The 12,113-nt window shown below is 44.5% G+C and carries 10 protein-coding genes; 5 read left to right on the plus strand and 5 right to left on the minus strand.

Annotated elements, in window-relative coordinates; translation table 11 throughout:
* Positions 1–4 precede the first annotated feature (4 nt).
* The 5 genes from gyrA (at position 5) to BMX02_RS06060 (ending at position 6,595) form a co-directional block, all read left to right on the plus strand.
* A complete protein-coding gene (gene gyrA, locus BMX02_RS06040) occupies positions 5–2,500 on the plus strand; it encodes a DNA gyrase subunit A (RefSeq protein ID WP_091689796.1) in 2,496 nt (831 codons plus the stop codon).
* Positions 2,501–2,565: 65 nt separating this feature from the next.
* On the plus strand, positions 2,566–3,462 hold the full coding sequence (gene pdxS, locus BMX02_RS06045) for a pyridoxal 5'-phosphate synthase lyase subunit PdxS (RefSeq protein ID WP_091689797.1): 897 nt from the start codon (positions 2,566–2,568) through the stop codon (positions 3,460–3,462).
* Positions 3,463–3,498: 36 nt separating this feature from the next.
* On the plus strand, positions 3,499–4,092 hold the full coding sequence (pdxT, locus tag BMX02_RS06050) for a pyridoxal 5'-phosphate synthase glutaminase subunit PdxT (protein ID WP_091689798.1): 594 nt from the start codon (positions 3,499–3,501) through the stop codon (positions 4,090–4,092).
* Positions 4,093–4,197: 105 nt separating this feature from the next.
* Complete coding sequence (locus tag BMX02_RS06055; protein ID WP_091689799.1) at positions 4,198–4,602, plus strand: pyridoxamine 5'-phosphate oxidase family protein; 405 nt, start codon at positions 4,198–4,200, stop codon at positions 4,600–4,602.
* Between the two features lie 772 nt (positions 4,603–5,374).
* Entirely contained in the window at positions 5,375–6,595 is a 1,221-nt protein-coding gene (locus tag BMX02_RS06060; RefSeq protein ID WP_177165255.1) for an ammonium transporter, read from the plus strand.
* Between the two features lie 293 nt (positions 6,596–6,888).
* On the opposite strand, the gene BMX02_RS06065 is transcribed toward BMX02_RS06060, so the two are convergent.
* From BMX02_RS06065 to BMX02_RS06085, 5 genes are all read right to left on the minus strand, one after another.
* On the minus strand, positions 6,889–8,316 hold the full coding sequence (locus BMX02_RS06065; protein WP_091689800.1) for a 2-oxoacid:acceptor oxidoreductase family protein: 1,428 nt from the start codon (positions 8,314–8,316) through the stop codon (positions 6,889–6,891).
* 2 nt (positions 8,317–8,318) lie between these two features.
* Positions 8,319–9,380, minus strand: coding sequence for a 3-methyl-2-oxobutanoate dehydrogenase subunit VorB (locus tag BMX02_RS06070; protein ID WP_091689801.1), 1,062 nt, complete (start codon positions 9,378–9,380; stop codon positions 8,319–8,321).
* Positions 9,381–9,402: 22 nt separating this feature from the next.
* On the minus strand, positions 9,403–9,645 hold the full coding sequence (locus tag BMX02_RS06075) for a 4Fe-4S dicluster domain-containing protein (protein ID WP_091689802.1): 243 nt from the start codon (positions 9,643–9,645) through the stop codon (positions 9,403–9,405).
* A 138-nt stretch (positions 9,646–9,783) separates the two neighbouring features.
* Positions 9,784–11,457 carry an AMP-binding protein gene (locus BMX02_RS06080; protein ID WP_091689932.1) on the minus strand — a complete coding sequence of 558 codons (1,674 nt, stop codon included), beginning with the start codon at positions 11,455–11,457 and terminating at the stop codon, positions 9,784–9,786.
* A 61-nt stretch (positions 11,458–11,518) separates the two neighbouring features.
* Entirely contained in the window at positions 11,519–12,073 is a 555-nt protein-coding gene (locus tag BMX02_RS06085; protein WP_091689803.1) for a helix-turn-helix domain-containing protein, read from the minus strand.
* Positions 12,074–12,113: the final 40 nt, after the last annotated feature.

Consider the following 12,113-nt stretch of genomic DNA (forward strand, 5'->3'; position numbering starts at 1 on the left):
TAAGATGGCAGATAATATGAACAATGATCCTACAGATGTACAGCCAGAAGATGAAGCACCTCTGGACATCCGGCCTACCGATACAGGCGAAAGGATCGTACCGGTGCTTATACAGGACGAGATGAAGAACTCGTATATCGATTATGCAATGAGCGTTATTGTGGGAAGGGCATTACCCGACGCACGTGACGGTCTCAAGCCTGTACACAGACGTATCCTGTATTCCATGAAGGAAGCGGGAATCACATCTGACAAGGCCTACAAGAAGTCCGCCCGTGTAGTGGGAGACGTTCTTGGTAAATACCACCCGCATGGTGATACTGCAGTTTATGATTCCCTTGTGAGAATGGTACAGGACTTTTCCCTAAGGTATCCACTCATTGACGGTCAGGGTAACTTCGGTTCTATTGATGGTGATTCAGCAGCAGCAATGCGATACACTGAGGTCCGCATGGACCGTATCTCGAATGAGATGCTCTCAGACATCGATAAGGAAACCGTAGATTACAAGCCGAACTACGATGGTTCCCTCAAGGAGCCTTCCGTACTACCTGCAAAGCTACCTAACCTTCTTATTAACGGCTCTACCGGTATTGCAGTCGGAATGGCTACTAATATGGCACCTCACAACCTTGGTGAAGTGATCGATGCCACATTGAAACTTATTGATGAGCCGGAGACTACGATCCCGGAGCTCATGGAAATAGTCAAAGGACCGGATTTCCCAACAGGCGCTACAATTCTCGGGACCCAGGGTATCAGGTCTGCATATGAGACCGGACGTGGTCCCATAAAACTGCGTGCAGTTACCAAGATCGAGGAGATGAAGAACGATAAGAACCGTATTGTCGTAACGGAACTACCTTATCAGGTCAATAAAGCCAAACTTATCGAGAACATTGCCTCACTTGTGAGAGATAAAAAAATAGTCGGTATTTCAGATCTTCGTGATGAGTCTGACAGGGACGGTATCCGTGTTGCTATCGAACTTACAAGGAACACTAATCCTGAAGTGATCCTGAACCAGCTTTACAAGCACACCCAGATGCAGACTACATTTGGCATCATTAATCTTGCACTGGTGGACGGCATTCCAAGGGAACTGACTCTCAAGGAAATACTTCAGATATATCTGGAACACAGGATCGAAGTTATCCTCAAACGCTGCCAGTTCGACCTGAGAAAAGCTGAGGAGAAGGCACACATACTCAAAGGCCTGATGATCGCACTTGATCATATTGATGAGGTCATCGAACTTATTCGCAGTTCAAAGACCGTAGAGGAAGCAAGGAACGGTCTGATGAACAAGTTCGGACTGGATGAGATACAGGCAAAAGCTATCCTTGATATGCGCCTGCAGCGTCTGACAGGACTGGAAAGGCAGAAGATCGAGGATGAACACACAGAACTTATCAAGCTCATCGGTGACCTGAAGGATATCATCGCCAGTGATGAAAGGAAATACACCATCATTAAGGAAGAGTTGCAGGAGATCCGTGACAAGTTCGCAGATGAACGCAGGTCAAAGATCACAGGTTCCCACGTTGAGATCGAGGACGAGGACCTTATCCCTGTGGAAGATGTTGTTGTAACTATCACAAATAGCGGTTATATCAAGAGGATGCCAGTGGACACTTACACCCAGCAGCACAGGGGTGGAAAAGGCATCATTGGTATGGAGACCAAGGAAGAGGATTTCGTTGAGGATATCTTCGTGTCATCCACTCATAATTACCTGATGTTCTTCACGAACCGTGGAAGGGTACACTGGCTAAAGGTCTACAGCATCCCGCAGGGAAGCAGGCAATCCAAGGGTAAGGCTATCGTCAACCTGCTGGAACTTGCAGAGAACGAATCCGTTACTGCAATGATACCTGTAAAGGAATTCGAGGATGACAAATACCTGTTCATGGCTACCATGTTGGGGACTGTGAAGAAGACCCAGTTATCTGATTTCAGCAACGTTAGAAAGGCAGGTATTATTGCTATCAACCTTGACGACGGTGATGATCTGGTCAATGTGGCACTTACCGACGGATCAAAGGAAATACTGATGGTATCAAGGCATGGAAAGGCCATCAGGTTCTCTGAGGACGATGTGCGTTCAATGGGAAGAACTGCAAGAGGTGTTCGCGGTATGAAACTTGCCGGCGATGATGTTGTGGTAAGCCTGGACATCGTTGATCCGGAAAGCAAGTTGCTCACAATAACTGAGAACGGATATGGAAAACGTACTTCCTTTGATGAATACCGTGGCATGAGACGAGGCGGTCAGGGTGTCATTACCATAGTAACCAGCCTGCGTAATGGTCCGGTCATAAATGTGAAGGCCGTTCATGAGGACGATGAGGTCATGGTTACCAGCTCTGAAGGGATCATTATCAGGATACCTGTGAAAGACATACGTGCACAGGGCAGGAACACACAGGGTGTTAAAATAATGAATGTACGCTCCGGCGACAAGGTCGTGGGTGTTGCAAGAATTAAGTATGAGGAATGACACGAACTAAACACTTTTAAGCATTGACTATATTTAGTACACTAAATCGACAGAAGGATGATCTTATGGAACTTGAAAAATTACGACATGGTACCGAACTTATCAAGCGCGGGTTTGCAAAGATGCAGAAAGGCGGCGTTATTATGGACGTTACAACTCCTGAAGAAGCAAGGATCGCTGAAGAAGCAGGAGCTGTTGCAGTTATGGCACTCCACGCTGTACCTTCCGATATCAGGAAGGAAGGCGGTGTTGCAAGGATGGCAGACCCACAGGTCACTGCTGACATCATTGAATCCGTAACAATTCCGGTAATGGCAAAAGCAAGAATAGGTCACTTCGTTGAAGCTGAGATCCTGCAGGCACTTGGCTCTGACATGATCGATGAGTCAGAAGTACTCACACCTGCTGATGAAAGCTTCCATATCGATAAGACACAGTTCACAGTTCCTTTCGTATGTGGTGCACGTAACCTCGGTGAAGCACTCAGAAGGATCAACGAGGGTGCAGCTATGATCCGTACAAAGGGTGAAGCTGGTACCGGTGACGTCAGGGAAGCTGTACGCCACATGAAGCAGATCCAAGGTGAGATCAGGACCCTTAAGGGTATGACAAAGGAAGAGCTTATTATGGCTGCAAGAGACATCGAAGCACCTATTGAGCTTGTCATGGAGACCGCAGAGATGCAGCGTCTTCCTGTTGTGAACTTTGCAGCCGGCGGTGTTGCAACTCCTGCTGATGCAGCTCTCATGATGAGACTTGGCTCTGACGGTGTTTTCGTCGGATCAGGTATCTTCAAGGCAGAGAACCCTGCATTGATGGCAAAAGCTATCGTTGAGGCTGTTAACAACTACGACAATCCTGAAGTGCTCGCAGAGATCTCAAAAGGTATCGGCGCAGGCATGAAAGGAATCAGCGTGGATACTATCCCGGATGATCAGGTTCTCCAGACACGCGGCTGGTAACCTTCTTTTTTTCTTTCTTTTTTTACGGTGTTTATAATGCGTATAGGTGTAATTGCTATTCAGGGCGATGTTGCCGAACATGTGGAATCTATTGAGAGAGCACTTGCCGAACGTGGCGAGACTGCCGAGGTAGTTACGATCAAGCACAAAGGAATAGTTCCTACATGCGACGGCCTTGTATTCCCGGGCGGGGAAAGCACAACTCTTGGCCGCCTGATCCTCAGGGAAGGCATTGACGAGGAGATCAAACAGGCAAAAGAGAACGGTATTCCAATACTTGGTACCTGTGCAGGCCTGATCCTTCTTGCAAAGTCAGGAGATTCACAGGTAGAGAAAACGCATCAATACCTGCTTGGACTGATGGATATCAGGGTCAACAGGAACTCTTTTGGAAGGCAGTTCGAATCTTTCGAGATCGAACTTGATGTATCAGTACTTGATTCACCATACAATGCGATCTTTATCAGGGCACCGGCTATTCTTGAGGCAGGAGAGAATGTAAAGGTCCTTGCATCAATTGATGACAAGATAGTTGCTGCCGAGCAGGATAATGTTCTGGCACTGGCATTCCATCCTGAGCTTACTGAGGATATGAGAATTCACCAGTATTTCCTTGACATGCTGTTCTGATAACAAAACCACGCAACAAATAAGAAATTCTTATTAAGGTGTAGCGTGTCCTCTCTTTAAGGTCTCAGAAGAGATCATTATTATTTATTAGAAATGGTGATTTAGATGGTCAAACTAACAGAAGACATGAAGGAAGCATTTTCCAAAGTAAAGATATTCCCATTTGCAACAGCATCAAAGGCAGGAATGCCAAATGTCATCCCTATCGGCATGTGCCAGCTGGCAGATGATGAAACTATCTGGATAACAGACAACTATTTCCTGAAGACCCGCCAGAACCTGGATGAGAACCCGGTTGCATCTATCTTTGTCTGGGGACCTGAGGTCGGTGGCTGCTTCCAGATCAAGGGAGATGTCGAGATCAAGACAAGTGGTGATGACTATGAGAAAGCCTATGCTGGCGCAAAGGCAAAGGGAGACAAGTTCCCTGCAAAAGCTCTTATGGTCATGAAGATCACCGAGGTCTTCGAATGTAAATCCGGAGACGATGCCGGAAAGAAGCTCCTTTGAGCGTGGTGAGTTAATTTATTGGATTTTAAGCTAATGGTAAGTTTATAACTTTCATTCATTCACCTGATAAGTGAATTAAAGATGAGAAGGTGAATTTACCATTAGGATTACTTTTTTGATCTGATATTCCACATTTATTCATCGATTGTTTAATTGATTGAGTTATTGATCATAGTGGCAACTATAATCAAAACATCTCATTATAGCTTAAAATCTCTAAAAAACGAAAATAAGAAAAAGGGATCTCCTCAACATCGAGTGGGTAACTGAATTTATCTACATCTACCTTTCAAGCGTCATGGAATTCAAAGAACTAATACAAATCGCAATCGAATGAATAAAAATACCACCTCACAATTAAAGGATTGTGCAGGAAGATGATCTACAATTGCGAATATTTGCTTGCAGGACGTTAAAATTACCCACTCGATGCTAATGAGAAACAGAAAAAGGAAGAAACCCAGTTATTCCTTTTCCGGAACAGACAGGCAAATACCAGAATGAACATGGATATGGGCATAGAAATTCCTGGGTTCTGGCGAAATATCAGATGAGATGATCAATTCGATCGTTGCTTTTATTGTTACTAATGTCCGGGATCAATAATTATTTTCCTTTTTTAGTAGTAAATTATAAATAAAATACTATTTTCAAGACCATTTTATTTAAAACCTCTTCTGATTTTGATTTTAAATCGAATGATAGTTAAATTTAAATAATATAAAGACGGAAGAGAGCTTCATATTACCGTACTATGATCAGGAGAACAATTATGTTTGACACAGGAACAACAGGTTTTATGTTAATTTCAACAAGTCTTGTCATGCTCATGACTCCGGCACTGGCTTTTTTTTATGGTGGACTTGCATGTAAAAGGAATATTCTTGGAATAATGATGCAAACTTTTCTTTCATTGGGAATTACAACGATCTTATGGTTCATTATCGGCTATTCTTTATGCTTCAGTGGCGGAGAGGGAGGGATCATTGGGAACTTTGATAAGATATTCCTGAACGGAGTAACAATGGACTCTGTATTTTCAGGTAATGGAATGATCCCTGAGATCGTTTTTGTTTCATATCAAATGATGTTTGCGATCATTACTCCCGCTCTGATAACCGGTGCATTCGTAAATCGTGTCACTTTCAAAGCATATGTGATCTTTCTGGTATTGTGGCAGATATTCGTCTACTACCCATTCGTCCATATGGTATGGGGTGGTGGCTTATTGGCAACATTGGGCGTGCTTGATTTTGCAGGAGGTATCGTCGTCCATGCAACTGCAGGGTTTGCAGCTCTTGCATCGGTATTCTATGTTGGCTCCAGGATGGATACAAAATCAAACCCAAATAGTATTCCACTTGTTGCTATTGGTACAGCTTTACTCTGGTTTGGATGGTTCGGATTCAATGCAGGAAGTGAGCTTAACCTGGATGGGATCACAACATTAGCATTTATAAACACAGATATATCTGCATCATTTGCAGCTATCACATGGCTGATCATAGAATGGAAAAAGGAAGGCAAGCCCAAATTCGTAGGATTATTGACTGGATCTGTTGCCGGTCTGGCAACAATAACCCCTGCTGCTGGCTACGTATCAATGCCAGTTGCTGCAATAATGGGGATCTTTGCAGGGATTGGATGTTACTCTGCCGTTCACATCAAGAACAGGTTTGGATGGGATGATGCTCTTGATGTATGGGGTGTACATGGAATGGGCGGAGTCATAGGAACGATCCTATTGGGTGTTTTTGCATCCACAGCAATAAATCCGGCAGGTGCTGATGGGTTGATATATGGAGGAACGACCTTCTTCATGATCCAGTTTGCCGCTGTAGCAGGAACCTCGGTCTATGCATTTGTATTCACATACATGATGCTGAAAATGATCGATACTATAACACCGGTCAAAGTCTCAGAAGAGCATGAATGTCTGGGACTGGACTGGGCAATACATGGAGAAAATGCATATGACCATGATTTTAGCTAATTAAATGATGTAGTTAAAAGCTTCAATAATGGATCAATCCTTCATATTGGACAGGATCGATCCATTTAATTTACCTTTATTGCTCTCTGCTTTTCACCCTGAGGTAAATGAAAGTAACAACTCCTGCAATTGTGCCGGCAGGGAGTCCTACAAACACAGAGAAAAATATCCTTTCCTAAAGCAGAGCTGTTACAGCAACAGCTATTATAGCGAATACGATGAAAGCTATCAAAAAGTGAACTATTCTTATCATGGTCGCTAAAAAGCAAAGTTAGCCGGAAATGACCGGCAACTTATTTAAAATTTTCTTTTGACCATTTTGCACCGGCTTCAAGGATATCCAGGTTCATCGGGATAAGCTTTGGTTTGCTTGCAAAAGTATCCTCTATCGCTTCCTTAAAGACCTTTTCCGGAAGATGGCTATCTCCCTGTGCCATGAGCACACCGAGCATGACCGTATTTGCAGCTTTTACTGAACCTGCGTCCTTTGCTATCTGCATAGCAGGTACTGCAATTGCTCTTACCCCTTCAGGAGCATCGAACTCACCTACGGTGTCATCATAGAGTATGAGACCTCCTTTCTTCACATCCCCTGCGAATTTCTCAAGGGATGGCTGGTTGAGTGCTACAAGCACATCTGACCCATAAACAATAGGTGAACCAATGGAGTCTCCTGAGATCACAACTGAACAGTTGGAAGTTCCTCCTCGCTGTTCCGGTCCGTATGACGGATACCAGGAAGTGTAGCGCTGATCACGGCATCCTGCACGTGCAAGTGTAAGTCCCATGCTCAAAACACCCTGTCCGCCAAATCCGGCGATCTTTACGAGCACCTGGCCAAAGTCAGGGTCCTGTACTGCATCAGGGGATGCACTGCTATCGAGACTATAGAGTTCATCGATACCCTTTTTGGAGAAATCACTCTCAGAGCGCCATAATGGTTCGGTCTCATCGAAATTATCCCTGAAGTTCATGAGAGGGAATTCCTTCTCCATCATCTCGTTGACGAACTCTGTGCTTTGTTCAGCATTTTGCCTGAGGTTGGTCGGACATGTGGAAAGCACTTCAACGAATGCATATCCTTTGCCGTCCCTCTGAACCTCAAGAGCTCTCCTGACAGCTTTCTTTGCTTTCCTGATATGTGAAATATCAGACACTGAAACACGCTCTATGAACACAGGGGCCTTGAGGTTGTCCAGCAGCTCACACATATGCATAGGGTATCCTGTAAAGCGTGGGTCCCTTCCATCAGGACACGTAACGGTCTTCTCACCGATCAGTGTTGTTGGTGCCATCTGGCCACCGGTCATCCCATAGACAGTGTTGTTCACAAAGAACACAGCCATCTTCTCGCCACGGTTAGCTGCCTGCATGGTCTCATTAAGACCGATAGATGCAAGGTCACCATCACCCTGGTATGCGATCACAACAGAGTTGTCCTGTGCCCTTGACATACCTGTACCTACAGCAGGTGCACGACCGTGTGCAACCTGGAGGTTTCCACAATCAAAGTAATAGTAAGCAAAAACTGCACATCCTACAGGGCTGATCATGACACTCCTGTCCTGGATCTCAAGCTCTTCCATAGCCTCTCCGATCAGTTTGTGCAAAATACCGTGTCCGCATCCCGGACAATAGTGGGTTGCAGTTGGTGCTGCTCCGCCTTTGCGTGGGAACTCTTCATAAATTCCGGCTGGTCTTCCAATGATCTTTTCTGCCATGTTCATTCCTCCCTTGCAGCAATTTCTTTTATTTTATCCATGACCTGATCCATTGTAATGAGGTTTCCACCCATACGATTCACAAGTTCTACAGGCTTAGTGCAACCTGTAGCAAGGCGTACATCATCGATCAACTGACCATTGCTCATCTCAACAGAAACGAAGGTTTTATCACCTGAATCTGCAAGGGCCTTCAGCTCATTTTCAGGGAATGGGAACAATGTTATCGGACGGAAAAGTCCTACCTTGATGCCATCCTTTCTTGCAGCTTCCACAGCTGAACGGCAGATCCTGCTGCTGATACCATATGAAACCAGCACAATGGATGCATCTTCCATCATGTATTCCTCGTAATCGACCTCATTTTCCTTGACGGTCTCATACTTTTCCTGAAGTTTATAGTTGAAATCCTCAAGCTGGTCAAAGTCCAGGAAGATAGATGTAACAAGGTTCTCCCGTGTTTCTTTTGTTCCGCAAACAGCCCACGACTTGTCAATAGCAAGTTCCTCTGCAGTTTCAGGGAACTTGAGTGGCTCTATCATCTGACCAAGCACACCATCTGCCAGCACTACAACCGGGTTGCGATATTTTGTTGAAAGCTCAAATGCCTTCATTGTGAGATCACACATTTCCTGGACGGAATTTGGTGCGATGACGATGTTACGATAGTTTCCGTGCCCGCCACCCTTTACGACCTGTGTGTAATCTCCCTGTTCAGGACCAATGTTACCAAGACCCGGACCTGCTCTCATGATGTCCACGATCACGCATGGGAGTTCTGCTCCTGCAAGGTATGATACACCTTCCTGTTTCAGGCTCATACCAGGACCTGATGAAGCCGTCAAAACCCTGTGTCCGGCAGATGCTGCACCATATACCATGTTAATTGCAGCTTCTTCTGATTCTGCCTGTACGAACTTCCTTCCAAGCTTCGGGAATGTCTGGGAAGCCTCGTGCAGGATCTCACTTGCAGGTGTGATCGGATAACCGAAATAACAGTCACAACCGGCATATAAAGCACCAATGACAACTGCGGAGTTGCCTTTTATTAATTGTGTAGCCATAAAATATCACCTCATTTTTGGCTTATTCTTCCTTGATCGGGATATGCACAGCAATAGCCAGTGGCTCAGGACAGGTGTAGTAACAATTTCCGCATCCTATGCATCCTTCTCCCTTGTATTCAACATAATGGTAGCCGCGCTCGTTAATGTGTTCACTCATAAAGAGTACATCTTTAGGACATGCAGCTACGCATCTTTCACATCCTTTACATTCAATAATGTTCAGCTCAGGATATGGTTGCATCTTTTCCTTATTCTCAGACATAATATCAACTCAATGAACGGATAAATATGATCTCAAATGATCGATCTTACAATATTCTTAGATCAGAATATCTTTAATATTTATTAATAAATACATCAGGAAACCTTTAGCTTCCTGACATGAAGTAATCAAAGTTTATCAGTTTGTTGCTTTGTCGTGATCACGTATCTCGACACGTCTTATCTTACCGCTGATGGTCTTTGGAAGCTCATCCACGAATTCCACAGCCCTTGGATATTTGTAAGGTGCAGTGGCTTTCTTGACATGCTCCTGCAGTTCCTTCTTAAGCTCTTCACTTGCCTCATACCCTTTTGCAAGAACAATGGTCGCCTTAACGATCTGGCCACGAACCGGATCCGGTACACCGGTGATGGCACATTCAAGCACAGAAGGATGCTCGATCAGTGCACTCTCGACCTCGAAAGGACCTATCTTGTAACCGGAGCTTTTGATGATATCATCAGATCTTCCGATGAACCAGAAATAGCCATCCTCATCTTTCCATGCCATGTCACCTGTATAATAATATCCATCATGCCAGGTAGCTCTGGTCTTTTCCTCATCTGCACGATATCCGGCAAAAAGACCTATTGGTTTGCCTTTTGAAGTATTGATGACGATCTCTCCTTCCTCACCGGAATCACAGAGCTTCCCGTCAAGGTTCAACAGCTGGATATCGTACTCGGGTGATGGTCTTCCCATGGATCCCGGTTTTGGTTCCATCCACGGATAGGTTGCAATGGTCACCACACTCTCGGTCTGACCGAAACCTTCCATAAGTTTTAGTCCTGTGAACTCAAGGAACCTCTCATACACTTCAGGGTTCAATGGCTCACCGGCAACCACACAGTACTCAAGGCTGCTGAAATCATACTGTGAAAGGTCTTCTTTGATGAGGAACCTGTAGATAGTAGGCGGTGCACAGAAAGTTGTCACACCATACTTGCTTGCCATCTCAAGCATGTTCTTTGCATCGAAACGCTCATAATCATAAACAAAGACAGCAGTGCCACAGATCCACTGACCGTAGAGCTTGCCCCATACACATTTTGCCCAGCCGGAGTCTGCAACTGTAAGGTGTAATCCGTCGTCCATCACGTTCTGCCAGTACTTAGCAGTGATTATGTGGCCAAGTGGGTAGGCGAAATCATGCTGAACCATTTTTGGCAGACCGGTTGTTCCGGATGAGAAATACAACAGGGAAATATCATCGTTATTTGTTTCCTCATCGCCCTCCGGGCGAGTAAAGTTTTCAGAAGCTTCTTCAAGCTCCTTTTTGAAATTGATCCAACCCTCTTTCTCAACATTAAGGACAGCCTTGTGGAGCAGGACATCCTCATAACCTTTGTGTGCTTCATCAATGTAGCCCATAAGGCCTTCATCGTCAGCACTTACTACCATCTTGATCTTTGCAAGCTCGATACGGTAGGTTACATCCTTGGTTGTTAGCATATGGGTAGCAGGAAGTGCGACAGCTCCGATCTTGTGCAGGGCAAGGATGCAGATCCAGAACTCGTACCTGCCCTTCAAGGTCAGCATTACAACATCGCCCTTCTTGATGCCATATTTTCTGAAGAGATTTGCAGCTTTATCGCTGTAGTATTTCAGGTCCCTGAAATTATAGATTAGTTCTTCACCATCATCATTGCACCATACAAGGGCTCTTTTCTCAGGCTGTTCCTTTGCGTACCTATCGGCCACATCGTATGCAAAATTAAAGTTTTCGGGGATCTTTATCTTAAAGTTCTCCTTGTAGTCATCATACGATTCGAATTCCGTGCGTGAAACATATTCTTCTAAAAAAGATGACATATTTACACCGTTTTCCATTTCTAATAGATCAATTCTTAAATTGGATTCAATTATATGTTTTTCAAATGATCATAGCTAGGAACTTTGCAGGTTTATCCCCAAGGGCTTCCATTGCATGACCATAGCTGGAATCAAAATAGATGGAATCTCCTTCCTCAAGAATGATCTCATTATCATGTATCCTCACCTTAAGGGTACCTTCAAGAACAAAGTCGAACTCCTGTCCCGGATGCGAATTCATGGAATTCTCAGCATCTGTTGATCCGGCTTCAACCTCAACAAGGAAAGTCTCTGCCTTTTTGTGTATGAAATTTGGTCCAAGATTCTGATACTGGTAAGCTTCCCTTCTCTCAACAGTGGGACCCTTGTCCTTCCTGGTAACAGTAAAAATATGCATGCGTGGTTCTTCGCCGGTTAAAAGTAGTGTCATATCTACTTTCAGGAACTGTGCGATCTCAAAAAGTATACTGGCAGGGATATCAGTTTCACCTGTATCATACTGCTGATAGGTTTCAACAGGGATATTCAGATATTTTGCCATTTCTTCTACACTGATTTCTGACAGCTCGCGCAATTCATGGATACGTGACGAGATTTCCTTTATTTTTTCCTGCATGATATCAACTTTTATTGGTTAATAAGGAAGATACTTACAA

This window comes from Methanococcoides vulcani (genome assembly GCF_900111645.1).
GTDB classification, from domain to species: Archaea; Halobacteriota; Methanosarcinia; order Methanosarcinales; family Methanosarcinaceae; genus Methanococcoides; species Methanococcoides vulcani.

What these genes read in the sequence shown, in the direction of transcription:
- gyrA (WP_091689796.1), top strand. Translation starts at nt 5, where the DNA reads ATGGCAGATAATATGAACAATGATCCTACAGATGTACAGCCAGAAGAT.
- pdxS (WP_091689797.1), top strand. Translation starts at nt 2,566, where the DNA reads ATGGAACTTGAAAAATTACGACATGGTACCGAACTTATCAAGCGCGGG.
- pdxT (WP_091689798.1), top strand. Translation starts at nt 3,499, where the DNA reads ATGCGTATAGGTGTAATTGCTATTCAGGGCGATGTTGCCGAACATGTG.
- BMX02_RS06055 (WP_091689799.1), top strand. Translation starts at nt 4,198, where the DNA reads ATGGTCAAACTAACAGAAGACATGAAGGAAGCATTTTCCAAAGTAAAG.
- BMX02_RS06060 (WP_177165255.1), top strand. Translation starts at nt 5,375, where the DNA reads ATGTTTGACACAGGAACAACAGGTTTTATGTTAATTTCAACAAGTCTT.
- BMX02_RS06065 (WP_091689800.1), bottom strand. Translation starts at nt 8,316, where the DNA reads ATGGCAGAAAAGATCATTGGAAGACCAGCCGGAATTTATGAAGAGTTC.
- BMX02_RS06070 (WP_091689801.1), bottom strand. Translation starts at nt 9,380, where the DNA reads ATGGCTACACAATTAATAAAAGGCAACTCCGCAGTTGTCATTGGTGCT.
- BMX02_RS06075 (WP_091689802.1), bottom strand. Translation starts at nt 9,645, where the DNA reads ATGTCTGAGAATAAGGAAAAGATGCAACCATATCCTGAGCTGAACATT.
- BMX02_RS06080 (WP_091689932.1), bottom strand. Translation starts at nt 11,457, where the DNA reads ATGTCATCTTTTTTAGAAGAATATGTTTCACGCACGGAATTCGAATCG.
- BMX02_RS06085 (WP_091689803.1), bottom strand. Translation starts at nt 12,073, where the DNA reads ATGCAGGAAAAAATAAAGGAAATCTCGTCACGTATCCATGAATTGCGC.